Source organism: Parabacteroides sp. KHUB-01 (genome assembly GCF_056640935.1).
In genome coordinates, this window is sequence record NZ_CM153256.1 from 2,426,178 (window position 1) to 2,450,810 (window position 24,633).

Annotated in this window: 20 protein-coding genes; 14 read left to right on the top strand and 6 right to left on the bottom strand. The window is 39.9% G+C overall.

From position 1 onward, the window contains the following. Positions 1–43 precede the first annotated feature (43 nt). The 13 genes from ACYIAR_RS10425 to ACYIAR_RS10485 all read left to right on the top strand — a co-directional run bounded on the left by ACYIAR_RS10425 (position 44) and on the right by ACYIAR_RS10485 (position 16,859). Positions 44–1,282, top strand: coding sequence for an ABC transporter permease (locus tag ACYIAR_RS10425; RefSeq protein ID WP_480329502.1), 1,239 nt, complete (start codon positions 44–46; stop codon positions 1,280–1,282). Between the two features lie 17 nt (positions 1,283–1,299). Then, the gene (locus tag ACYIAR_RS10430) at positions 1,300–2,559 is read left to right on the top strand and encodes an ABC transporter permease (protein WP_480329504.1); all 1,260 of its coding nucleotides are present in this window, start codon (positions 1,300–1,302) and stop codon (positions 2,557–2,559) included. A gap of 139 nt (positions 2,560–2,698) precedes the next feature. Beyond that, positions 2,699–3,367: an ABC transporter ATP-binding protein gene (locus ACYIAR_RS10435; protein ID WP_480329506.1), complete on the top strand. Its 669-nt coding sequence runs from the start codon at positions 2,699–2,701 to the stop codon at positions 3,365–3,367. A 112-nt stretch (positions 3,368–3,479) separates the two neighbouring features. After that, positions 3,480–4,748 carry an ABC transporter permease gene (locus ACYIAR_RS10440; RefSeq protein WP_480329508.1) on the top strand — a complete coding sequence of 423 codons (1,269 nt, stop codon included), beginning with the start codon at positions 3,480–3,482 and terminating at the stop codon, positions 4,746–4,748. Positions 4,749–4,752: 4 nt separating this feature from the next. After that, positions 4,753–6,033 (top strand): ABC transporter permease, encoded by a 1,281-nt coding sequence (locus ACYIAR_RS10445; protein ID WP_480329510.1) that lies wholly within the window; start codon positions 4,753–4,755, stop codon positions 6,031–6,033. A gap of 300 nt (positions 6,034–6,333) precedes the next feature. Next, a complete protein-coding gene (locus ACYIAR_RS10450) occupies positions 6,334–7,593 on the top strand; it encodes an ABC transporter permease (RefSeq protein ID WP_480329512.1) in 1,260 nt (419 codons plus the stop codon). A gap of 27 nt (positions 7,594–7,620) precedes the next feature. After that, the gene (locus ACYIAR_RS10455; RefSeq protein ID WP_480329513.1) at positions 7,621–8,874 is read left to right on the top strand and encodes an ABC transporter permease; all 1,254 of its coding nucleotides are present in this window, start codon (positions 7,621–7,623) and stop codon (positions 8,872–8,874) included. A gap of 273 nt (positions 8,875–9,147) precedes the next feature. Beyond that, positions 9,148–10,407 carry an ABC transporter permease gene (locus ACYIAR_RS10460; protein WP_480329514.1) on the top strand — a complete coding sequence of 420 codons (1,260 nt, stop codon included), beginning with the start codon at positions 9,148–9,150 and terminating at the stop codon, positions 10,405–10,407. 28 nt (positions 10,408–10,435) lie between these two features. Next, complete coding sequence (locus ACYIAR_RS10465) at positions 10,436–11,692, top strand: ABC transporter permease (RefSeq protein ID WP_480329515.1); 1,257 nt, start codon at positions 10,436–10,438, stop codon at positions 11,690–11,692. Between the two features lie 491 nt (positions 11,693–12,183). Next, positions 12,184–13,662 carry a TolC family protein gene (locus tag ACYIAR_RS10470; RefSeq protein WP_480329516.1) on the top strand — a complete coding sequence of 493 codons (1,479 nt, stop codon included), beginning with the start codon at positions 12,184–12,186 and terminating at the stop codon, positions 13,660–13,662. Positions 13,663–13,832: 170 nt separating this feature from the next. Then, the gene (locus ACYIAR_RS10475; RefSeq protein ID WP_480329517.1) at positions 13,833–15,182 is read left to right on the top strand and encodes a sigma-54-dependent transcriptional regulator; all 1,350 of its coding nucleotides are present in this window, start codon (positions 13,833–13,835) and stop codon (positions 15,180–15,182) included. After that, positions 15,173–16,468, top strand: coding sequence for a sensor histidine kinase (locus tag ACYIAR_RS10480; RefSeq protein ID WP_480329518.1), 1,296 nt, complete (start codon positions 15,173–15,175; stop codon positions 16,466–16,468). The genes ACYIAR_RS10475 and ACYIAR_RS10480 overlap by 10 nt, the downstream gene beginning before the upstream one ends. A gap of 88 nt (positions 16,469–16,556) precedes the next feature. After that, positions 16,557–16,859, top strand: coding sequence for a GNAT family N-acetyltransferase (locus ACYIAR_RS10485; RefSeq protein WP_480329519.1), 303 nt, complete (start codon positions 16,557–16,559; stop codon positions 16,857–16,859). Between the two features lie 6 nt (positions 16,860–16,865). On the opposite strand, the gene ACYIAR_RS10490 is transcribed toward ACYIAR_RS10485, so the two are convergent. From ACYIAR_RS10490 to ACYIAR_RS10515, 6 genes are all read right to left on the bottom strand, one after another. Next, positions 16,866–17,417, bottom strand: coding sequence for a chromate transporter (locus tag ACYIAR_RS10490; RefSeq protein ID WP_480329520.1), 552 nt, complete (start codon positions 17,415–17,417; stop codon positions 16,866–16,868). 78 nt (positions 17,418–17,495) lie between these two features. Then, positions 17,496–18,020 (bottom strand): chromate transporter, encoded by a 525-nt coding sequence (locus tag ACYIAR_RS10495; RefSeq protein WP_480329521.1) that lies wholly within the window; start codon positions 18,018–18,020, stop codon positions 17,496–17,498. Positions 18,021–18,136: 116 nt separating this feature from the next. Beyond that, complete coding sequence (locus ACYIAR_RS10500; RefSeq protein WP_480329522.1) at positions 18,137–19,732, bottom strand: S41 family peptidase; 1,596 nt, start codon at positions 19,730–19,732, stop codon at positions 18,137–18,139. A gap of 66 nt (positions 19,733–19,798) precedes the next feature. Continuing rightward, the gene (gene coaD, locus ACYIAR_RS10505) at positions 19,799–20,251 is read right to left on the bottom strand and encodes a pantetheine-phosphate adenylyltransferase (protein WP_480329523.1); all 453 of its coding nucleotides are present in this window, start codon (positions 20,249–20,251) and stop codon (positions 19,799–19,801) included. Positions 20,252–20,346: 95 nt separating this feature from the next. Continuing rightward, positions 20,347–22,191 carry a DNA topoisomerase IV subunit B gene (locus ACYIAR_RS10510; RefSeq protein WP_480329524.1) on the bottom strand — a complete coding sequence of 615 codons (1,845 nt, stop codon included), beginning with the start codon at positions 22,189–22,191 and terminating at the stop codon, positions 20,347–20,349. A gap of 134 nt (positions 22,192–22,325) precedes the next feature. Next, positions 22,326–23,456 (bottom strand): hypothetical protein, encoded by a 1,131-nt coding sequence (locus ACYIAR_RS10515; protein WP_480329525.1) that lies wholly within the window; start codon positions 23,454–23,456, stop codon positions 22,326–22,328. Positions 23,457–23,651: 195 nt separating this feature from the next. Here ACYIAR_RS10515 and ACYIAR_RS10520 point away from each other — a divergent pair, with 195 nt between their 5' ends. After that, positions 23,652–24,599: an SMP-30/gluconolactonase/LRE family protein gene (locus ACYIAR_RS10520; protein ID WP_480329526.1), complete on the top strand. Its 948-nt coding sequence runs from the start codon at positions 23,652–23,654 to the stop codon at positions 24,597–24,599. Positions 24,600–24,633 lie beyond the last annotated feature (34 nt).

Sequence of the window (24,633 nt, forward strand, 5' to 3'; positions counted from 1 at the left end):
AAAACTCAAAATGTTTAAACAATACATCAAACAGGCATTTCAAATGCTGAAAGAGAACCGGCTGGTAAGCTCAATCTCTATTATAGGAACGGCAATTTCCATCACGATGATTATGATGGTGGTGCTGGTGTTGCAGGTACAGGTGGCTAATTATTATCCAGAAGAACATCGTGACAGGATGTTGTTTGTGGAAGACGGAACCTGTGTGGAAAGTGAAGGTTCACGAAATAACGGAAATATGTCAGATGAAGCAGTTCGAGAATGCTTCTATTCATTGAAGACACCGGAAGCTGTAACGGCTTATGCTCATGGAACAGAACCAGTATCAACTTTAGACAAACGTAATTATAAAGCGTACACCGTTAAAATGGTAGATACTAATTTCTGGAAAATATTTTCATTCAATTTCATAAAAGGAGCACCTTTTACTGAAGCGGATTTTTCTTCAGGTATCAGACAAGTAGTCGTTACTGAATGGATGGCAAAGGAATTATTCGGAACAGTAGATGTAGTCGGTAAAGAAATAAAGCTCAATGCCGGTATAGGCCGTATTTGCGGAGTTGTTGAGAATGTAAGTAAGGCTGCTTCGTCTGCTTATGCGGATGTTTGGTTTCCTTATACGGCATGGCCTTTGTTGGAACAATCTCGTGAGTTGGAGAATCTGTCAGGACGTTTCAGTGTAATTCTTTTGGCAAAGAAATCAAGTGACTTTGATTCCATCCGTAAAGAATTGGACCAGCAGATTGCCCGTTATAATGCTACAAAAGAAAATTATAAGATTTCGTTCTTTGAGAATCCGATTACCCAATGGGACAAAGCTATGGGGTCGGTAGGGCAGGCTTATGTTAAATGGAAAGATTATTGGTTGGAAACAGGTGGCGCTATGCTTTTTCTGCTGCTTGTACCTGTTCTTAATTTACTTGGAGTTACACAATCCTCTATACGCAAACGTCAGGCAGAGATAGGCGTACGTAAAGCTTTTGGTGCGACAAGTGGGAAAATAGTTTCTCAGGTGTTGTATGAGAATGGAGTTATGTCTTTGATTGGTGGAATGTTTGGCTTGTGTCTCTCTTGGGCATTGTTCCCATTATGTAAGGATTTTCTTCTGAAATCAAGTGATACAGCTCTTCGTGCAGAGATGCTATTCCGTCCGGAGGCATTTATTCTTGCATTACTTTTCTGTATGTTGATAAATTTTCTGTCGGCGGGTTTACCTGCATGGTGGATTTCACGCAAACCAATTTGTGATGCGCTGAAGAATGGTGAGGAAACAAATAAATAACGATAAAATAAACTAATATGATAAAGCATCTTTTTACTATAATTTGGAACCAGCGAAGCGGGAATATTTGGATATTCCTTGAGTTGCTGTTGGTGACAGCCATTTTGTGGGTGATGGCAGATTCTTTGTTGGTTGATACTTATACTTATCAGCAACCTCTGGGATATGATATAACTAATACGTATAGTGTCGAATTTAATAAAGAATATACATCTTCATTACCAGATTCATTACAGGATAACAAGACAGATTCAGAGAATTTACTTCGTTTGATCGATAATTTGCGTCATTGCCCGGAAGTTGAGGCGGTAAGTTTATCTTCCGGTGCTACACCTTATACATTTTATCGTAGATATAGAAATGGTTTGATATTGACTGACGACACAACATATAATCCGGATATATGGAGATGGTATTTGGCTGCTCCTGATTATTGCCGTGTGTTCAGACTGCAAACACCTGATGGTAAACCTCTATATAATGAGGTTATGAATAATCCTGGAACATTGATTATACCGGAGAATGTAGTAGAAGGTTTATTCGGTACATCAGATGCTGTGGGTAAGATGGTGAAACAGGGGGTTGAAGATAATCCTAAGCAAATTACGGCAGTGATGCAACCTATGCGTGAAATGGAGTTTGATAAAGCCAGAGGACATTATTTGACATGTTTGAAGACGGAACAGGAAATTCTGGATCTTATATCTGATAACAGTATTTATTATGTAGAATGCGTACTTAGGATGAAAGACGGATTTAATCTTGAAAATATGAATGCTTTCCTACAGGCGCAGGGTGACCGTTTGCAAGCAGGTGATGTGTATGTTTCAACAATGAAACCCATCAGCGAATATCGCTCCGAAAGATTGAAACCACGTTTGGACAATCAGAAGAAGAAAATCGCAATGGTAGCTTTCATGTTGGTAAATATATTCTTTGGAATTGTCGGTACATTCTGGTTGCGAACACAATCACGTAGAGCGGAAATAGGGCTTCGTGCCGCTTTAGGAGCTTCCAAAAGGCAATTGCAGAAAGAACTGTTCATGGAAGGAGTCATCCTTCTTGCCCTTACTCTTCCTTTCCTGCTTATATTCCTGATAAACATGCTTTATCTTGATATGCCTGATACATACAGGTTGGAATATACATGGTGGCGTTTCCTTATAACTGTATCTGTATCATACTTGTTGATGGGTAGTATGATTTATTTTGGAATACGCATTCCGGCACGGAAGATAATGAGGATGAATCCGGCTGAGACGCTTCATTATGAATAGAAGAGGAACAAGTTAACGAGGTAACAAGTTGACAAGGTTTCAGATACAAGATTATTCCCTTGTCAACTTGTCAACTCGTCAACTTGTTAACTTGTCAACTAATAAACTCAAAAACTAATAAACTCAAAAACTTAAAAATATGATTACATTAAGAAACCTCGAGAAAGTATATCGAACAAAAGAGATTGAAACAGTTGCATTGGAAAATGTAAATCTGACAGTGGAAAAAGGTGAATTCCTAAGTATCATGGGACCATCAGGTTGCGGCAAGTCAACATTGCTAAATATAATGGGACTTCTTGACCAACCGACAAGCGGAACAGTAGAAATAGCCGGAGTGCAGACAGCTTCGATGAACGACAAACAGCTTGCCGCTTTCCGAAACAAAACATTAGGCTTTGTGTTCCAGTCGTTCCATCTTATAAATTCTCTGAATGTTCTGGATAATGTGGAACTTCCGCTTCTTTATCGTCCGAATGTATCGGCGAAAGAACGCCGTGAAGCTGCTGTTGCGGTGCTTGAGAAAGTCGGCTTGTCACATCGTATGCGTCACTTCCCAACACAGCTTTCAGGTGGTCAGTGCCAACGTGTTGCTATTGCCCGTGCTATCATCGGTAATCCGGAAATAATACTTGCCGACGAGCCTACCGGTAATTTGGATTCAAAGATGGGAGCTGAGGTAATGGAAATACTTCATAAGCTGAACAAAGAAGACGGACGTACAATTGTGATGGTGACTCACAATGAGAACCAGGCAAAACAAACCTCAAGGATTGTCAGCTTCTTTGATGGAAGACAGGTGGAGTGAGAGACAAGTTGACAAGGTAACAAGGCTTCAGATTTTTTCCTGATGCCTTGTCAACTCGTCCCCTTGTCCCCTCAAAAACTTAAAAACTAATAAACTCAAAAACTCAAATCATATGCCCAACATCAACCAACATATCAAACAGTCGTGGCGCCTCATTGGGCAAAACAAACTGGCGGCATCGCTTTCCATATTGGGAACAGCTGTAGCTGTATGTATGATTATGGTTTTTGTCATTTTGTTTATAGCCAACACTGCGTCATTCAAACCGGAAACGCACCGTGCTGATACATATTATGTAACGTATGTGAAAGTTGAAGGAAAGGATGACGGACGACGGATTTCGTTTGCAACTTTAGGCTTGCCCTTTATCAAGGAGTGTTTTTATCCTTTGGAATCCGCAGAATTGGTTACAGCCGTTGTGCGTGACAAATGGCAAAAACAGACTTTATTATCGATGGATGGAAGGAATTCCTTCAATGCATCTGTATTGGAAACCGACACGGATTTCTGGCGTTTATACGATTTTGAGTTCGTTGCCGGAAAACCATATTCTGAAGCTGCTTTTGAAAGTGGACTTCCCGAAGTCGTAATCAGTGATAAGGTTGCTCATGCTATATTCGGGAATGAACAGGTTGTAGGAAAAGAAATAAAGATAAATTATCTGGTTTATCGTGTGAGCGGAGTGGTGAAGAACATCTCACGTTTTGCTGACAAAGCATTTGCGGATGTGTGGATTCCTTATACATCAGGAACGGATTTGTACGAAAACTGGGAAGGTATCACCGGCGCTTTCGAATGTTATATGCTTTTGAAGGACGGCTGCAGTCCGGATGATTTACGTACTGAACTGAATAAGCGTATTGCTAATTACAATTCCGGTCTTTCAGATATCCGTGCTAATATTATGAATCAGCCAGTATCTCATATTGAAAGTTGGATAATAGGAGACGGAAATAATGAGTCACTTTTAAGCGTTTTCATGCGTCTTTTTATTGTCGCTTTTATCATTCTATTAGTGCCAGCACTGAATATTTCAGGAATAATCTTTGCATGGACAAGGAAACGCATTCCGGAATACGCATTGCGACAAGCTTATGGAGCGACCAGAAAGATAATAATGCTTCAAGTCGTGCTTGAGAATTTGCTGGTGACTTTAATAGGTGGAGCGTTAGGTTTTGTATTCTCTTACGCTGCCCTTGCCAGCATGGGCGACTGGCTGATGATTACATCTTTGGGACAGGAAGAACTCTCGCTACAGATGGTTAACATCTGGGTGTTTGTAGCTGTATTTATTCTTTGCTTATTGTTAAATCTGCTTTCGGCTGCATTCCCTGCATGGAAATCTACACGGCAGCAAATCTCCGAAGCTTTAAACAGTTAATGGTATGATAAAATCAATAATACAACAAATGTGGAACGAAAGGAAAGCCAATTTGCTTATCTTTCTGGAACTGCTGGTAGTTTTTATATGCCTGCTGTATGCCTCGGACTATCTGTATGTGAAATATAAGGAATACAAACAGCCGTTGGGCTTTGATATCTCACATGTATATAAAGTATGGCTTGGCGTTGTCCCTCAAAACAGTGCGGATTATGATACTACAGCTGTGCATACCACAAATGGAATGGATGATTTCTTCACAATCTTAGACCGTTTGGAAAAGGACTCGCGTGTGGAATCTGTGGGTTATACTTCAAACAATCATTTCCATTATATGTACTTCAATCAATTTGCCACTTTCCACGGCAATGGCATAAAGCGTTACGGCTTTGTGAGAGATGTGGATCCCTCGTATTTCCGTGTTTTCAAAGTGAAGACCGCAGACGGTGAGTCATGGGAAAAGCTTGAGAAGACTTTGGAGAATAATGGAATTGTAGTCACTTCTACAGTGGCAAAGGCTTATTATGGCAGTCCGCTTGAAGGACGAGGGAAAGAAATTTGGATTACGGACCAGGGTAGTACTGACAGTACAGCCTATCGCATAGGCGAAGTCTGCGAGTTCCAACGCTACCATGAGTTTTCTTCATTTGATTATGCTTATTACCGTAATCTTGGCGGACGGGATGAATTGAATAAATATGGAATTGAAATACTTTCAGGAACTATAAACCTGTTTGTGCGTATGAAGCCTTCGGCAGATAAGCCTGCTCTTATGCAGCAGTTCAGGAAAGATATGGAGCAACAACTGAGGTTAGGAAACATATATCTTTCCGATGTTACTCCGATGAGTTATTATCGTGAGGAAATTCTGCGTTCAGCTTTTGATAATATAAGACTTTATTCAACAGGTATATTATTCCTTTTGTTTAATGTGTTGCTGGGTATAGTCGGAACATTCTGGTTCCGCTCCCGTCAGAGAATTCCTGAGATAGGTCTGCGCATGGCAGTAGGCGCTTCACGGTCCGAAGTCTTTTCCTGGCTGGTGACTGAGGGTGTTATCCTGCTTGTTGTGGCTGCTTTGCCTGCTGCATTGGTATATATGAATATGGCACATTTGGATATTCTTGTGCAGACATCAATGAAGGACCTTTCATTGTGGGACCGTTTCGCCCATAGTTTCATTATAACCCTGCTTCTGCTTCTTATAATGATAATTACAGGTATATCGTTCCCTGCACGTCAGGCAGCACGGTTGAATCCGACGGATGCGTTGAAAGATGAATAGGTTGCAAGGTAACGAGTTGACAAGGAAACAAGGCTTCAGATATAAGGATAAAACTTCCGTTCCCATTGGATTTGCAATCCAATGGATATAAATTAAGGATTTGTAATCCTTACCTGTAATGCGGATTATAAATCCGCCTAATTGAACCAACGGATTGCAAATCCGTTGGAACATAGTCAAGTAGTCAAGAAGGAAAACCTTATTTCCTGTAGCCTTGTCAACTTGTCAACTAATAAACTAACAAACTTAAAAACTCATAAACTCAAAATGTATCTCTATTTCAAACAAGCCTGGCACCTGATGAAACAGAACCGTTTCTTCAGTGCCGTATATATCATCGGAACCGGACTGGCAATCTCGATGGTGATGGTGCTGGCTGTGGTTTATCATATACGCACGGCTAATATAGCGCCGGAGACGCATCGCGACAGAATGGCGTATATGGCTAATGTCGCTTATTATTATAATGAAAACAAAGGCAGGTGGAGCAGTTCTTTGGGAGTACGCTATGTTAAAGAGGTTATTTTGAAGTTGAAAACTCCGGAAGCAATTGCAGTCACAACTGATCCGATATTCCAGTTTATTCAGGGTGGAGAGATGTTTGCATTCGTTCCAGGAAATGACAGGCAACCCAAGGTTCTGTATTTGGGCTGTAACGACGGATTTTGGAAAGTATTCGATTTCGACTTTATCTACGGAAAGCCCTTCGGCGAGTCCGACTTCGAGTCCGGGGTGAGAACTGCTGTAGTTTGCCGCTCATTGGCAAGGCAACTTTTCGGCAAAGAAGATGTCGTAGGAGAAACTTTGCAACTGAACGAAGTGGAATACCACATCTGCGGAGTGGTGGAAGATGTCTCAGGTACTATGGAAAGTACTTATGCACAGCTGTGGATTCCTTATACGTCAATGTCTGGTATTATGGATGAATCCGGAGGAGAACGGGCTGCTACTGTTGGAAAACTAATGGCATATGCGTTGCTTCAGAACAAGAAAGATTTTCCTGTACTTAAAGCAGAATTTGATGAAGCTGTCAAACGATATAACACCACATTGGTGGAAGGACAGGTGAAGGAAGCTGGTATCGAGTCGTCGTCATTTACTGTTATGGGCGTGAAGCTTTCGGATGCATATTTTGCGATTGTAGTCTTGTTACTGCTTTTCCTTCTTGTCCCGGCTTTGAATATTTCGGGGCTGAACGCGTCGCACATCCAGGACCGTATGGCTGAGATAGGTATTCGTAAGGCTTTTGGCGCGCCTCGTTGGACTCTGTTTACACAGATATTTGTGGAGAATTTGCTATTGATGTTTCCAGGTAGTCTTGCAGGTCTTATGTTTTCTTACGGATTGGTAGCTATGTATAAGAACATGTTGCTTGCCAACAGCTATCAGAATTTCGTTTCAGGAAATTTGGAGCCCATTACTTTATCTGCCGGGATGTTATTGAACTGGCAAGTGTTCCTCTATGCCACAGTAGTCTGCTTGCTGTTGAATCTGCTCTCATCAATGGTTCCGGTTTGGAACGCTCTGAAGGCTGATATTGTAAGCTCATTGAATAAGTGAAAATACAACTGGTAAACTCATGAAAGTATGATAAAACATGTTTTTAAAATAATAAGGGCGCAATTCCGTAGTAATATGTGGATATTGGCTGAGTTGATGGTGGTATTTGTTGCCTTGTGGGTTATGACAGACTATTTCATCAGACAATACACCTTGTATCGTCAACCTGTAGGATTTGACATAGACCGCGTGTATAATGTTTCACTTTCAAGAAGACCGGCAGACTCTCCGCAGTTCATAAATTATCCTGAGGGAAGCGAGGAACCGGAACGTAACCTTGAACGTATAGCTGAGCGTATAAGGCAACATCCTGATGTGGAGGCTGTGTGCCTTTCATCAAATTCTTTGCCATATACAGTGAGCAAGATTACTTGGCAATTGAGACGAGACAGCATATTGCATGAGATTCGCCAGTTCCAGGTCAGTCCGGACTATTTCAGAGTGTTTGGCATAACACCTGCGGCTGGTGGTTCTCCCGACGAATTGGCGCAGAGGATTGTAAATCCCGGCTTGGTCATGTCTGCTGATATGGCAGAGGCGTTTTTCGGAAGAACAAATGTTGTTGGTGAGGAGCTGGTATGTGAACAAGACACGATGAAAATCGTTGCCGTTACTGAACCGGTACGTAATGACGAATATAACCGGGAATTTAACTACGCATGGTTCGAACTTCTTGACAGGACAAGGAGCGAGATTCTCAACGAGGAAACTTGCATGTATACAGAGATAACATTCCGTATCCGTCCGAATGTGGAGAAAGCAGGTTTTGAGGAACGTTTCATGAAAGAGATGCGTTTGAACCTGCAAGCAGGAAACTTCTGGGTTTCGGATGTGGAGTGTTATAACGATATACGTGATATATATATGGAGAGAAATTCAAACTCCAATGGTCAGCAAATCATTTCGTCTGTAATGCTCTTCCTTTTGGTTAATGTGTTCCTTGCCGTAATCGGTTCGTTCTGGTTTCGTGTTAGCAGACGTAAGGAAGAATTGGGATTACGCATGGCAATGGGTTCGACACGTAGCGGACTTATGCTCTACATTGTGACAGAGAGTCTGCTGCTCTTGCTGATAGCATCGCTGCCGGCTATGCTGATATGTGCCAATATTGTGTATGCCGATGTTATTCCGGCATCTTCGGCAGAGTCGCCGCTGCTACGCTTTATTGTGGTGTCGGTTATTACATGGCTCGCTCTGGCAGTGATAATTGTCCTCGGCGTGTGGTATCCGGCATACAGGGCGTCAAAGGTTGCTCCTTCGGAAGCGTTGAAAGATGAATAGGTTGCAAGGTAACGAGTAGATAAGGGAGCAAGGCATCAGAGATAAGGATAAAACTTCCGTTCCATTAGATTTGCAATCCAATGGATATAAATTAAGGATTATAAATCCGCCTGATTGAACCAACGGATTGCAAATCCCTTGGAACAGAGTCAAGTAGTCAAGAAGGAAAACCTTATTCCCTGTAGCCTTGTCAACTTGTTAACTAATAAACTAATAAACTTAAAAACTCATAAACTCAAAATGTATCTCTATTTTAAACAAGCCTGGCACCTGATGAAACAGAACCGTTTCTTCAGTGCCGTATATATCATCGGAACCGGACTGGCAATCTCGATGGTGATGGTGCTGGCTGTGGTTTATCATATCCGCACGGCTAATATTGCACCGGAAGTGCATCGCGACAGAATGTGCTATTTGGATTTTGTCATATATAAATATAGTGAAGGGGATGGTTCGTACAGTAGTTCGTTGGGCATATGTTATGTAAAAGATGTGGTTCTAACATTGAAAAAACCGGAAGCTATCGCTATAACAACTTCTCCAATATATCAATATTTCCAGGGAGGAGAAATGTTCGCTTCAGTTGCAGGTAATGATAATGAAACGAAAATCATATATATGGGGTGTAATGCCGATTTCTGGAAAGTTTATGAATTTCATTTCATTTATGGCAAGCCTTTCGCTGAGTCTGATTTTGAATCCGGATTGAGAACAGTTGTTCTTTGCCGTTCAATGGCTAGAAATTTATTTGGTCGTGAAGATGTTGTTGGACAAACTGTGATGTTGAATGAGGTGGAATACCGTGTGTGTGGTGTAGTGGAAGATGTATCTGCCACTTTGGAACATACATATTCGCAAGCATGGATGCCTTATACATCAATGTCGAATGTCATAGCTGAATCCGTAGATGAAAGAGAAAATACAGTAGGTAAATTACAGGCAAATATTTTGCTCCGGGATAATAATGACATTACAGCTGTACAGGCAGAACTTGAGGAAGCAGTGAAAAAATATAATACTACATTGGTAGGAGGAAAGGTTATTGATCCTAAAATCAAACCTACAACTCTTTCTGTAATGGGAGTGAGCAGCTCAAAGGCATATCTTGCAATTGCTCTTTTGCTTTTGCTTTTCTTGCTTGTTCCGGCTTTGAATATTTCCGGACTTAACGCTTCGCATATCCAGGACCGAATGTCAGAAATAGGTATTCGTAAGGCTTTTGGTGCTCCACGTGGAACATTATTTACACAGATATTCGTGGAAAATTTGGTACTTATGATTCCTGGAAGTCTTGCCGGTTTATTGTTCTCTTATGGATTGGTGGATATGTATAAGAATATATTGCTGGCAAACAGTTACCAACAGTTTATAACGGAAGAATCAGATGTGATAACATTGTCTGCCGGAATGCTTATGAACTGGCAGGTATTCCTGTATGCTGCAGCAGTGTGTCTGTTGTTGAATCTGCTTTCGTCTATGGTCCCTGTTTGGAACGCAATAAGGTCGAACATAGTAAGTGCATTGAATAAATGAAAAACAAACTCATAAACTCTAGAAACGTATGATAAAACATATTTTGAAAATTATACAGGCGCAATTCCGCAGTAACTTGTGGATACTGGCTGAGTTGATGGTAGTGTTTGTTGCTTTGTGGGTAATGACGGATTATTATATTACGCAACGAACTTTGTTCAATCGCCCTGTCGGTTTCAACACTGACCGTGTATATAAAGTGGCTCTTTCAATTAAGTCAGAAGATTCACCTTCGTTCATTGTATATCCTAAAGAAAGTGAAGAGCCAAAGCAGAATTTTGATATTATCGTTGATAGAATCAGACGGCACCCTGATGTTGAGGCTGTAGGTTTGTCAATGTATTCGTTGCCATATATTTCATCCATGAGTGTACGAGGTTTGCGAAAAGACAGTATTGAATACTGGAATGTACGTCAATATAATGTTAACCCTGATTATTTCCGGGTGTTCGATATACATACGGCAAATGGCGGTTCGCCTGATGAGCTGGCTAGTCTGATTGAAAAACCTGGTCTGATTATATCATCAAATCTGGCGTATGATTTTTTCAATCGTACAAATGTTTTGGGTGAAGAGTTGGTGAGCGATAAGGATACTATGAAAATAATTGCCCTTACTGAGCCTGTCCGCAGTGATGAATATAATGATAATATGCCTTATGCTTGGTTTGCTCGGATGGATGCATTGACGCAAGGAGATATTCCGGAAAGTACATGCATGAATATACAGATAACATTCCGCATACGTCCGAATGTCAATAAAGCTGGTTTTGAAAAACGCTTTATGAAAGAGATGCGCCAGCAATTGCGGGCGGGTAATTTCTGGGTTTCCAGCATTCAGAGTTATAATGATATACGTGAGAAATACCTTGAAAAAACTTCCAACTCCAGCGGACAGCAGGTAATATCGTCTGTTATGATATTCCTATTGGTTAATGTGTTCCTTGCCGTAATCGGTTCGTTCTGGTTCCGTGTGAGCAGGCGCAAGGAAGAACTGGGATTGCGCATGGCGATGGGTTCGTCCAGAGGAGGACTAATGCTCTTCACCGTGGTTGAGAGTTTGCTTCTCTTGTTGATAGCATCTTTACCGGCATTGTTTATATGCGGAAATTTGGTTTATGCGGATATAGTTTCTGCATCTTCGGCAGAGTCGCCGTTGCTGCGTTTTGTTGAAGTTTCGGTTATTACTTGGCTGGTTCTGGCTGTGATAATAATCCTTGGTGTTTGGTATCCGGCATATAGGGCGTCAAAAGTTGCTCCTTCGGATGCGTTGAGGGCAGAATAATTGATATTCAAAAAAGGTAACGAGGTTTCTGGAAAAACATCGTTACCTTTTTTTTGAAACATCGTTATCTTTTTTACGGTAATATACAGTGTTTTTTTGTACTTCGTCAATTTAGGTACATCAATCAAGGCTGAAAGCCTTAATAATATATCTTGTTAAACTCTATTATAACTTCCACCTAAATTGATGAAAGTCCATGGGAGTTTGTCAATCTCTGAAAATCCATCCGTAAATAATAGCAAAATACTTCCGAATCCAACTGAATTTTCTTTCGGAACAAATTGTATTTTCTTCCGAAAGTAATTTGATTTTCTTCCGAACCAAATTTTAGATGGATTCGGATGCAATTATTATCTTTACTAAAACAATGTTCGAAATCGGAAAAAAGTGTCCGATATTGAACACCTTGCTTTTTGCTTACCTCAGTAAATCACGTAGTTATGATTGTGGCACATTGTTTGCTGTTATCCGTGTAAAAATTAAAGACGGATATGAAACGGTTTATAATGTTATGTATGATTTATATGTCGGCAGCAGTTGCAGCTGTCGCTGCCGAACCGGAAAACTATGTTGTGAAGCTGACGCTTGAGGATGCGATACGCCAGGCAAGAACACAGTCGCTTGATGCGGCGGTTGCGATAAATAAGATGAAAACTTCGTATTGGGAGTTTCGAACTTATAAGGCTGAGCAGCTTCCGGAAATAATATTCAAAGGAACATTGCCTTCTTACAGCAAGCAATATTCCAAATATCAGCAGTCTGACGGTTCTTACACTTATGTGCAGAACAATGTACTGGGATTGAACGGAGAGTTATCAATTGAGCAGAATATTGCGCTGACAGGAGGTAAGATTTCCTTGAATACGTCTCTCGACTTCACCCGCCAATTGGGAACAGGTGCATATAATGAGTTTATGAGTGTTCCGGTGGGACTGACACTTAATCAGCCGATATTCGGTGTGAACAACCAGAAATGGCAACGCCGTATTGAGCCGGTGCGTTATGAAGAAGCAAAGGCGGAATATCTGGAAAGTATGGAAGAGGTTACGATAACTACAATAACGCATTATTTCAACCTTCTTCTTGCCAAAGATAATTTGGATATTTGCCTTCAGAACTTGGAGAATGCAGAGAAACTTTATGAAATCGCTATCGCAAAGCGTAAAATCGGACATATTTCGGAAGTGGATCTTATGCAACTCAAACAGTCGGCTTTGCAGGCAAAGGGTAAGGTTACAGAGGCTCGCTCCAATTTCAACTCCATGATGTTTCAGTTGCGCTCGTTTCTTGCAATAGGTGAGGATGTTACTATTGAACCCGTAGTGCCGGAAGTTGTTCCGGGAATAAGGATGGAATATAACAGTGTGCTGGAAAAGGCGAGAGACAATAACTCGTTTTCGAAAAATATAATGCGCCGCCAGCTTGAGGCAGATTATGCAGTAGCAACAGCGAAAGGCGAACGAAGGAGCATAAATTTGTTCGCATCTGTTGGATATACGGGAAAGGACCGTATGTTTGCAGGAGCATACAATCCTCTAAAGAATAACCAGATTGTTGAGGTGGGAGTTTCCATACCTATTCTTGATTGGGGAAAACGAAAGGGGAAAGTGCGTGTTGCGGAATCGAACCGTGAAACCGAGCTTTCGAAAATCCGTCAGGAGGAAATGACATTCAACCAGAATATTTTCCTTTTGGTTGAGAATTTCAACAATCAGGCGGCACAGCTGGAGATTGCTTCGGAGGTTGATTCTCTGGCTGAGAAAAGATATTTGACTTCGATAGAAACTTTCATGGTTGGCAAGATTGATATTCTTGAGTTGAATGATGCCAGGGATTCGAAAGACAATGCCAAGCAGAAGCATATCGAGGAATTGTATTACTATTGGAGATATTTTTACAATATAAGAAGTCTGACGTTGTATGACTTTGTTAATGGGGTAGGAATAGAGATGGAGGAGGAACTCTTTTAAGTGGACGAGGGGACGGCTTTAGGAATGAGGGCATGGTTAACTCAGTTTAATTGGAGTCAAGAAGTCAAGGAGGAATACATTATTTCCTGTTGCCTTGTCAACTTGTCAACTCGTCAACTCGTCCTCTTGTCCCCTCTTCAACTCAAAAACTTATAAACTTATAAACTCAAATGATACTAATTATAGACGATGATGCCGTTGTACGTTCTTCTTTGACGTTCCTTTTGAAGCGAGCCGGACACACTCCTGTGGCTGTGGGCAGTCCAAAGGAAGCAATATCTGCTGTTCGTGAGAAGGACTTCCGTCTGGTGCTGATGGATATGAACTATTCGCTGACGACAACCGGCGAGGAAGGTTTGCATTTGCTCCGTCAGGTAAAGGCGCTCCGTCCGGAATTACCTGTGATATTGATGACTGCTTGGGGTTCGATTTCTCTTGCTGTTCAGGGAATGCAGGCAGGAGCTTTTGATTTTGTCACTAAACCTTGGAATAATCTGATGCTGCTTAAGTCTGTGAATAATGCGCTTGAGCTGACATCGCCCGAAACCAAGGAGAAGGAAGATGATACGCCTGCTTGTTTCGACAAGATAATAGGAAAGAGCTGGGCTATCAAGACTGTGCTAGATACTGTAGCGCGCATTGCTCCTACAACTGCTTCTGTTTTGATTACCGGAGAGAGCGGTACGGGAAAGGAATTGATAGCCGAAGCAATTCACAGCAACAGTAAACGTGGCGACAAACCTTTTGTTAAGGTGAATCTTGGAGGAATTTCGCAGAGTTTATTCGAAAGTGAGATGTTCGGACATAAGAAAGGAGCTTTTACCGACGCTTATATTGACCGAGTAGGACGTTTTGAGCTTGCCGATAAAGGAACTATTTTCCTGGATGAGATTGGCGAACTGGATTTGTCGTGTCAGGTAAAATTGCTTCGAGTGCTGCAGGAGCAAACCTTTGAGGTGCTTGGCGACAGTCGTCCGCGAAAGGTTGATGTCCGAGTGGTAAGTGCTACGAACAAAGACCTGCAGGATATGGTGAGAGAACATTCATTCCGTGAAGATTTGTTTTATAGGATAAATCTGATTACGGTTCATCTTCCGGCATTGCGTGAACGACGTGAGGATATACCGTTGCTGGTGCGTCATTTTGCGACTAAGATGGCAGAAAGCAATGGACAGCCAGTTGCGGAATTTTCTCCGGAGGCATTGTCTTATTTGCAGAAGTTGCCGTTCCCCGGTAATATCAGAGAATTGAAGAACATGGTGGAACGAACTCTTCTTGTATCGGGACGTCAAAGGATAGAAGCATCGGATTTGGAGCGTTTCGGAAATGTTCAGTCTGCCGATGTTTTCTCAGGAACACCTTTTGAAGGTCTTACATTGGAGCAGTTGGAAAAGAAAAGGATTCTTCAGGCATTGGACAAATATGGCAACAATCTTTCGAAGGCTGCCGAGACGTTGGGCATAAGCCGTTCAGCTTTGTACCGCCGTCTTGAAAAATATGGAATAAAGATATGCGACTGAAATATATATTCCTGATATTTGTGTTTCTTCTGGCTGTCCTTGTTGCTCTTATCATCTGTTTGTGGAAATATGAGGATGCCGGATGGATATTCTTTGTCCTGGAAGGATGGACATTATTGCTTTTCGGATATTTGTATTATTTCTATCAGAGAGTGATAAAACCTCTTTACACCTTGGGAAATGGTATGGATTTGCTGAATGAGCAGGACTTCAGTTCGCGTCTTGGATATGTAGGGCAGAAGGATACGGACCGCATAGTCAGTGTGTTCAACCGCATGATGGACCAGCTTAAGAATGAAAGATTACGTTTGCTTGAGCAGAATCATTTTCTGGATTTGCTGATTAATGCTTCGCCGATGGGTGTTGTCATTCTGGATTTGGAAGGTAAGATACATTCGTTGAACCAGGCTGCGCTGCGTTTACTTGATATTAATGAAAATGAATTGAAAGGACAGAATTTTCAGGGTGCGGACAATATGCTGATATCGGAAATGAGGAAGATTCCGTTGGACAGCACTTCAACGGTGAGATTGGGGGATGCCAACATCTACCGTTGTTCGCATTATTCTTTTCTTGACAGAGGTTTCAAACGCGAATTCTATCTTATAGAGGAAATGACACGCGAGGTATTTATGGTTGAACGTAAAGCTTATGAGAAAGTTATCCGTATGATTTCTCATGAAGTGAACAATACAACCGGAGGAATAATATCTACGTTGGATACTCTGGAGTCAACATTTTCAGGAATGGAAGATATGAATGATGTTTGCGAAGTTCTTCAAGTTTCTATTGAACGCTGCTTGAGAATGAGCAAGTTTATTACTAATTTTGCTGATGTGGTTCGAATACCCGAACCACAGTTGAAGCCGGAATCTTTGAATAGTGTAATCCTTTCCAACCGTCCTTTTATGGAGAATATATGTTCGGGAAGGAATATCAGTATTAATATATATACTGATGAAACTATGCCGGATGTGATGCTCGACAGAGTGTTGTTTGAGCAAGTGCTTATAAACATTGTTAAGAATTCGGCTGAGTCAATCGGTGAAAATGGAAATATTACATTGCGTACATCTTCCAAACCTTTGTCTCTTGAAATAACAGACGACGGTAAAGGTATAGATAAGGAAACGGCAACAAAACTTTTCACTCCGTTCTTTTCAACCAAGCCTAATGGGCAGGGCATAGGATTGATATTTATACGTGAGGTTTTGCAGGCGCATGGATGTTCATTCTCACTTAGAACTTATGCGGATGGTATGACCAGGTTCAGGATCATGTTTTGAGAAACAGAGTTTTCTCCTCGTTAACTTGTCAACTTGTTTCCTCGTCAACTGATAAACTTAAAAACTAACAAACTTAAAACTTAAATCTATGTTTATAGTCCACGACACAAACAGACAACGCTTTGTAGCCGAAGTGGATGGTTGCAAAGCATATGTTGACTACTCTTTGCATGACGGAGGTTTGGATATCCGCCATACTGTAGTTCCTCAGGAAATAGGTGGTAGAGGAGTTGCCGCTGCCTTGGTGAAAACTGCATATGATTATGCTGTTGCCCAAAATCTTAAAGTAATAGCCACATGTTCATATGCCGTTGTTTGGTTGAAACGGCATCCTGAATATAATGGTTCTCCAAGTGCGGATTATTGTGGAGAAGGAACTTGCGCTTTATAATTGGTATCACCAATAAAGCAAAATTCCTGCAACTCCGGCAAGAAGAATCATCAGAATAGGATGAATTTTGAATTTCCATGTCAGAATAAAGGCGGCTAAGAATATAAGGCCGCTTTTATAGTCTATAAAGTTCTCGTGATTCATAAGCAACAAGGCTGCGGCAGCAATCAATCCGACAGTCACCGGACGAAGACCTGTAAATGCTGCTTCCACATATTTGTTGTTTTTGAACTTTGCAAAAGCATACGAAATGCCAAGTACAAGAAGAAAAGACGGCAGACAGACCGCAAATGTTGTAAGGCAAGAACCTAGTATGCTGACTGCAGGAGAATATCCTGCATTATGTATGGCTGTATAGCCTATATATGTAGCGCTGTTTATCCCAATTGGTCCCGGTGTCATTTGTGAGATTGCGACAATGTCGGTGAATTCCTGTAAAGATATCCATCCGTAACGGTCCACAACATCTGCTTGAATCAAAGAAAGCATTGCGTATCCGCCGCCGAATCCCAGGATACCAATTTTGAGGTAGACGTATAATAGTTGGAGCCAAATCATGATTTTGAGTTTTTAAGTTTTTGAGTTTATTAGTTGACGAGGGAACAAGTTGACGAGTTGACAAGGATGATTTTATTTTCAACTTCTCATTTTCCAATTAATAATTCCTCCTGCAATTGCAGCTATAATTATCCATGCAGGTGATATTCCTCCAAGCCAAATTAGTAATGCTGCGCCGATAGGAATTATCAACTGTTTATATGAAAGCTTTATTGAACGAGCTGTGGTGATACAAGGAACAACAATCAATGCTACAACTGCGGGACGCAGACCTTTGAAAGCTTTTTCTACCCATTCATTATCTTTTACCTGTGTAAAAAACATTGCAATTGCCAGAATGATTAGAAATGATGGAAGAATTGTTCCTAATGCACAGCAAATAGCTCCTTTTGTTTTTTTCAGTCTGTATCCGACAAATATGGAAATATTGACTGCAAAGATACCAGGCAGGGATTGTGTGACTGCAAATACATCTATGAAATCTTGCTTTGTCATCCAGCCTCTGTCCACTACTTCACGCTGTATTAACGGAAGCATGGCATATCCACCACCGATGGTAAACATACCAATACGCATAAAGGTGATAAATAGGGTCCAGTACATTTTGAGTTTTTGAGTTTATTAGTTTTTAAATTTTTTAGTTGACGAGGAAACAAGTTTACGAGTTGACAAGGCAACAGGAAATAATATATTCCTTCTAGACTCCTCTACTACTATATCTATTTCCCTCTTCCCAAAATCTTATTATAGATTTCATCATCATTGATAATTTTCAATGCTTCATTATAGCTGTCGCTTGCATTGTTGATTATCTGGAAATATTCATTCATATCATATAAATCTCGGGCAATAAGAGCTTTTATCTGTAATTTGATAAGAGCAAGAGATTTGTTGTATTCTTCTTCCTTGAATTCTATTTTTTCTTTTTCAGCCATAGATTTCATATCCTGAAGAATTTCTTCTCCAACTTCAAACTCTTCATTATACTTTGAGAATTTCTTATATTCTTTTTTGAGTTTGTCGCGGTATTTGTCTTCATAGTTCATTGCTGCACGGTTTATTATACCACTAGCAACAAGTTTGCGATGATACGTTGTATATTTTGTGGTATCAACCGGAATAAATACGTCAGGCATAATACCTCCGCCACCATAAACAATACGATTAGTTTCCAATGTGTTGAACTTCATAGAATCCGGGAAATGGATGCTGTCGGCACTAAGAAGTTCTCCTTTGTTATAACGGTTAATTAAATCACGGTCGTATTCATCCTGCTTACCGTTTTCGTAATGTTTCTGGATACATCTGCCTGTTGGTGTGTAATATCTTGCAACAGTAAGTCTTATCATAGAGCCGTCAGGCAGAGGAATAGGCTTCTGAACCAAACCTTTTCCAAAAGTTCTTCTTCCGACAATAACACCTCTATCCCAGTCTTGTATTGCTCCTGAAAGAATTTCACTGGCACTAGCTGAAGACTCATCAACAAGAATGATTAATTTGCCGTCTTCCAACTCACCACGATATGTAGCTTTGGCTTCTTCTCTTCTTTGTCTTAGTCCTTCAGTATAAACAATCAATTTCTTTTTACTTAGGAACTGGTCTGCAAGTTCGATGGCAATATTAAGATAACCACCGCCATTTCCCTGTAAATCCAAGATAAGGTTTTTCATACCTTTTTTCTTTAGGTTTATCATTGCCTCCTCTATTTCGCTTGAAGAAGAAGCCGCAAATCTGTTCAGTTTTATGTATCCGGTTGATTTATCTGCCATGTAGGCGGCATCCAGACTGTGAACAGGAATTTTACCTCTGGTTATTTTGAATGATATTAATTCATTTTGGTTTCTGCGTTTTACTTTGACGTTTACTTCAGAACCTTTCGGACCACGGAGACGTTTCATAATCTCACTGGTTTTCATTTTGACTCCGGCTATTACAGTGTCGTTAACTGCTACAATTCTGTCTCCAGCCATAATCCCAACTTTTTCCGATGGGCCACCTGGAATTACCTGAATCACATAGACCGTATCAGTAAGCATATTGAATTGGATACCAATACCATCAAAATTACCAACCAGCGGAGTTGTCATTTCTTTAGTTTCTTCTGGATCTGTATAAGTAGAGTGTGGATCCAATTTATCCAACATACCAACTATAGCATCTTCAACGAGCTTGCTCTCGTCGGTTTTATCAACGTAAAGATTCTCGATAGCATATAATGCAAGTTGAAGTTTTTTTGCATTCATCTGAGTGGAATTTTGTGCCGACGCAGAGAATATTGAATTTATAATTAACAAAGTAATCAGTAGATGTTTCATTTTGAGTTTTTAAGTTTTTGAGTTTTTTAGTTAGTTGACGAGTTGACAAGTTGACAAGGTTTTCTTCTATCCTTTTTTAGGGGATGGAAGGAAATTAGATACATCTTTCCCGAAATGCAGTAATTCTCTTACTACACTTGAACTGATATGAGCATATTCTGGTTTTGACAACAAAAATATTGTTTCAATTCCTGATATTAATCGGTTTACGTCAGCAATATTTTTCTCATATTCAAAGTCAATAATAGAGCGTATACCTCGTAATATATATGAAGCATTACATTCTTTTGCAAAATCAGTAGTGAGATTACTGTATGCAACAACTTCCACTCTTGAATCACCTTCGTATAAAGATTTTATTGTGGCAATCCTTTCTTCCAGAGAAAAGCAACATCTTTTATTTTCATTAATGCCTATGGCAATTATAACTTTATCACCTATTGATAAAGCTCTTTCAACCAATGATTGGTGACCAACTGTAAATGGGTCGAAAGAGCCGGGAAATAGTATGGTGGACATGTTTTGAGTTTTTAAGTTTGTGAGTTCTTTAGTTTTTAAGTTGACAGTTCTGTTACAACGGAACTGTCTTGTTAACTCGTTCTCTTGTCAAATTGTTACCTGTCTGAGATAATATCTTCTTCGATAACAAGATTGTCTATAATGAAATTCTGTCTTTCCATAGTGTTTTTACCCATATAGAATTCCAGCATTTCTTTTACAGCATCTTCCTTTTTCATTGTTACCTGATCCAGGCGTATATCTTTTCCGATAAAATGGCGGAATTCGTCTGGCGAGATTTCCCCAAGACCTTTGAATCGTGTAATTTCAGGATTCTTTCCTAAAGAATTAATTGCAGCTATACGCTCTTCTTCACTATAACAATAAATAGTTTTCTGTTTGTTTCTAACTCTGAAAAGAGGAGTTTGCAAAATATAAACATGATTACCTTTTATCAGGTCCGGGAAGAACTGAAGGAAAAATGTTATAAGCAGCAAACGTATATGCATACCGTCAACATCGGCATCAGTTGCAATAATTACTTTATTGTATCTTAGTCCGTCAAGTCCGTCTTCTATATTCAGCGCTGCCTGAAGAAGATTAAACTCTTCATTTTCATATACGATTTTCTTTGTAAGTCCGTAACTGTTCAAAGGTTTACCTCGCAAGCTGAAAACGGCCTGGAAGTTTGGATCGCGGCTTTTAGTGATAGAACCGCTTGCAGAATCTCCCTCAGTTATGAAAATACAACTGTCTTCCCTTTGGTCTCCGCGCGCATCATTCAGGTGAATGCGACAGTCTCTTAATTTCTTATTATGGAGATTTGCCTTTTTTGCTCTTTCTCGCGCAAGTTTTGTTACTCCGGCAATAGCTTTCCTCTCTTTCTCAGATTCAAGTATTTTACGGAGCATAGCATCTGATATATCCAGATTCTTATGAAGAAAGTTGTCAAGTTCCTTTTTGATGAAATCGTTTATGAACTTAGAAACTGTAGGACCTTCAGGACCCATATCTTTTGAGCCAAGCTTTGTTTTTGTCTGGCTTTCAAACACTGGTTCTTCAACCTTTATACTGATTGCAGCAACTATGCCGGCACGTATATCAGAATAGTCGAAGTTTTTGTTGTAATATTCTTTTATAACTCGTCCGATAGCTTCCTTGAAAGCGGAAAGGTGAGTACCGCCCTGAGTTGTATATTGTCCGTTGACAAAAGAATAATACTCTTCTCCGTACTGATTACTATGGGTTATTACCACTTCTATGTCTTCTCCTTTAAGATGGATAGGAGCATAAAGCGGGTCGGTTGTCATATATTCACCTAGCAAATCAACCAGACCATGGCGTGAGAAGAATTTTCTACCATTATATATGATAGTAAGTCCTGAATTAAGGAATACATAATTCTTCAAAAGACTTTCTATATAAGTTTCCTTATAATGATAATCTTTGAAAATATCTTTGTCAGGAATGAAGAATACTGATGTTCCGTTAGGTTCGTCTGTTGGTGTTATTTCAGATTCTTCAGTTATTATAGCCTTGCTGTATTCAACCCTTTTGCATTCTCCATCTCTGTAGCTTGAAATCAGGAAATAACTACTTAAAGCATTGACAGCCTTAATGCCCACACCATTAAGACCTACTGATTTTTTGAAAGCTTTACTGTCGTATTTTGCACCAGTATTCATTTTGCTTGATACATCGACTACTTTACCTAGAGGAACACCTCGTCCGTAATCTCTTACAGCAACAGTGCCTTCTTCAACTGTAACCTCAATAGTTTTACCGAAGCCCATCATGTATTCGTCGATAGAGTTGTCCAGTACTTCTTTTAGCAGTACATAAATTCCATCGTCGGCATAACTTCCGTCACCAAGTTTGCCGATATACATACCCGGTCTACGACGGATATGCTCCATCCAATCCAGGGTTTTTATGTCTTCGTCATTATAATTTGTGGGCATATGTTTGAATTTTTGAGTTTTAAAGTTTATTAGTCGACGAGCTCAGTCCCTGAGAATTTGCACTCCGTAGTTTAATATGGCAGAATTACAATCCGTATTTCCTAACGGATTTGCAAATTCAAAGTAACTATATCTTACAAGTCTTTTATAAACGCTCTTCTCGTTTTATGATGTTCGCGTTTGAAATAATCCCATTGAGCTTGAACCGCTGCATTAGATTCCAGCTCCGGATTACTTTCAGCGTATTCTACACCTAATTTGTTGTAAATAGGAATAAGGTCATTGAATAAAAGGGCATTGACTCCTTTGCTTTGATACTCAGGTAAAACTCCCATTAGATATAAATCCACTACTTTTGGTTTTGTTTTAAGAGCCTTCAATAAATGAATCCATCCAAATGGGAACAACTTACCTTTAGCTTTTTGCATAGCTCTTGATAAATTTGGAAGAGATATTCCAAAACCAACAACTTCGTCGTCTGCCTCACGTACAATCAATGTTACCAAATCATAGCGAAGCATTGGAATATACATTTTTATATAATAGTCAATCTGCTTTTGTGTAAGTTTTGAAAACCCATACAGAGGAGCATATGAAGCATTAAGAGTTTGGAAAACCTTTTGTGCATATGGCATGATTGCTTTTTCGTTTGTAAACTTCATGATTTTCAAACCATATTTTTTCTTTACGATTTCCCCGATACGCTGGTGCTTTTCAGGAATACCTTCTTTAGGAACGAAAATCTTGAATTCATGCCAATCTTGGTCTTTTGTATATCCCATTCTATCCATTTGTTTTGGATAGTAAGGATAATTGTATATGGTAGCCATAGTTCCCAACTGGTCAAAACCTTCAATAAGCATACCTTCATGGTCCATATCTGTAAATCCTAACGGACCGTGAATCTGCGTCATACCTTTTGAACGTCCCCAGTCTTCCACAGCTTTGAATAGAGCGTCAACAACTTCGTTGTCATCAATGAAATCAACGAATCCGAAACGGACTCTTTTCTGATTCCAGGTTTCGTTACTACCATGATTAATTATACCAGCAATTCTTCCGACAATTTTACCGTTTTTATATGCTAAGAATAATTTTGCGTCACACACTTCAAATGCCGGATTCTTAGCTCTGTCAAGAGTAAGCATTTCTTCCTCAATTAACCCGGGAATATGATACTTATTTCCTTTGTAAAGTTCTATATTGAACTTAACGAATTGCTTAATCTCCTTTTTACTTGTTATTTCTTTTATCTCTACGCTCATGGATTATCAAGTTTGAATGGCAAATTTATGAAAATTATTTTAATATGAGGATAATAGAAAATAAACACTCCTTTATTTTATTGTATTACGCCTTTATTTTATACTTTTGTTTCTTATAATTTAGTATAAAAGAGAATCCTGTATAACGGGAGTTTTCATGGATGAATTGTTTCTAAATAAAGTAATTTATAAATAATGAAGTATAGTTTATTTTTCTGTTCCGTTTTGTATGGGCTTTTAGCTGTTCTTTCATCCTGTCAGGAAGTACCGGTGGTAAAAGCTGAGCTGTTGAAAGAAATGCAGGCAACTACAGGTGAAGGTGCAATATGGCATTCGGATAGAAAAACATTGTTTTGGGTTGATATTGAGGGTAAGACACTTTATGAATATTCTCCTGAAAGAAATAATAATAGGGAATGGATGTTTGATAGTATGATTTCTACTGTTGTTCCGGAGTCAGACTCAACAGTTGTGGTTGCTTTACAGAATAAGATTGTCCGCTTCAATTTAAACACAGAAGAACAGACTCTTGTCGCTAGAATCCCGACAAATGGAGGTAAACTACGCTGTAATGATGGAAAGTGTGGTCCTTCTGGCCGTTTATGGGTTGGAACTATGGTTCTTGACGGTAAACCGGGCGACGCATCATTATATTGTGTAAGTTCAGAAGGAGAAACAGTTGAAATGCTCAATAATAAAACAATTTCTAACGGCTTGGCTTGGTCTCCTCAGAAAAGATTTATGTATTATATTGATACACCAACTAATAAAGTTGACAGATATCGTTATGATATGTCTGATGTTGAGATTCTTCATGATGGGGTTGCTTTCCATATACCGAAAGAATATGGTTCTCCGGATGGAATGACTGTAGATTCGGAAGGAAATCTTTGGATTGCTCATTGGGGTGGTTCTGGTGTGTATTGTTATAATCCTTATACCGGAGAGTTACTGATGAAAGTTGAGGTTCCTGCTTTGAATGTTACTTCTTGTGCGTTTGGCGGACCGGATTTGGATATGCTTTATATAACTACTGCTCGTTCCGGCCTGACGGAAAAACAGCTGGAAGAATATCCATTGAGTGGAAGTCTTTTTGTCTGCAAGCCGGGAGTAAAGGGAGTTGAAGCTTATAGATTTAAATAATAGTCTGTGGCTTATAAAAAAGATTATTTGTTTT

Bases quoted from the DNA above. Each gene is read 5' to 3' on its own strand.
- ACYIAR_RS10425 (WP_480329502.1), top strand. From the start codon at position 44: ATGCTGAAAGAGAACCGGCTGGTAAGCTCAATCTCTATTATAGGAACG.
- ACYIAR_RS10430 (WP_480329504.1), top strand. From the start codon at position 1,300: ATGATAAAGCATCTTTTTACTATAATTTGGAACCAGCGAAGCGGGAAT.
- ACYIAR_RS10435 (WP_480329506.1), top strand. From the start codon at position 2,699: ATGATTACATTAAGAAACCTCGAGAAAGTATATCGAACAAAAGAGATT.
- ACYIAR_RS10440 (WP_480329508.1), top strand. From the start codon at position 3,480: ATGCCCAACATCAACCAACATATCAAACAGTCGTGGCGCCTCATTGGG.
- ACYIAR_RS10445 (WP_480329510.1), top strand. From the start codon at position 4,753: ATGATAAAATCAATAATACAACAAATGTGGAACGAAAGGAAAGCCAAT.
- ACYIAR_RS10450 (WP_480329512.1), top strand. From the start codon at position 6,334: ATGAAACAGAACCGTTTCTTCAGTGCCGTATATATCATCGGAACCGGA.
- ACYIAR_RS10455 (WP_480329513.1), top strand. From the start codon at position 7,621: ATGATAAAACATGTTTTTAAAATAATAAGGGCGCAATTCCGTAGTAAT.
- ACYIAR_RS10460 (WP_480329514.1), top strand. From the start codon at position 9,148: ATGAAACAGAACCGTTTCTTCAGTGCCGTATATATCATCGGAACCGGA.
- ACYIAR_RS10465 (WP_480329515.1), top strand. From the start codon at position 10,436: ATGATAAAACATATTTTGAAAATTATACAGGCGCAATTCCGCAGTAAC.
- ACYIAR_RS10470 (WP_480329516.1), top strand. From the start codon at position 12,184: ATGAAACGGTTTATAATGTTATGTATGATTTATATGTCGGCAGCAGTT.
- ACYIAR_RS10475 (WP_480329517.1), top strand. From the start codon at position 13,833: ATGATACTAATTATAGACGATGATGCCGTTGTACGTTCTTCTTTGACG.
- ACYIAR_RS10480 (WP_480329518.1), top strand. From the start codon at position 15,173: ATGCGACTGAAATATATATTCCTGATATTTGTGTTTCTTCTGGCTGTC.
- ACYIAR_RS10485 (WP_480329519.1), top strand. From the start codon at position 16,557: ATGTTTATAGTCCACGACACAAACAGACAACGCTTTGTAGCCGAAGTG.
- ACYIAR_RS10490 (WP_480329520.1), bottom strand. From the start codon at position 17,417: ATGATTTGGCTCCAACTATTATACGTCTACCTCAAAATTGGTATCCTG.
- ACYIAR_RS10495 (WP_480329521.1), bottom strand. From the start codon at position 18,020: ATGTACTGGACCCTATTTATCACCTTTATGCGTATTGGTATGTTTACC.
- ACYIAR_RS10500 (WP_480329522.1), bottom strand. From the start codon at position 19,732: ATGAAACATCTACTGATTACTTTGTTAATTATAAATTCAATATTCTCT.
- coaD (WP_480329523.1), bottom strand. From the start codon at position 20,251: ATGTCCACCATACTATTTCCCGGCTCTTTCGACCCATTTACAGTTGGT.
- ACYIAR_RS10510 (WP_480329524.1), bottom strand. From the start codon at position 22,191: ATGCCCACAAATTATAATGACGAAGACATAAAAACCCTGGATTGGATG.
- ACYIAR_RS10515 (WP_480329525.1), bottom strand. From the start codon at position 23,456: ATGAGCGTAGAGATAAAAGAAATAACAAGTAAAAAGGAGATTAAGCAA.
- ACYIAR_RS10520 (WP_480329526.1), top strand. From the start codon at position 23,652: ATGAAGTATAGTTTATTTTTCTGTTCCGTTTTGTATGGGCTTTTAGCT.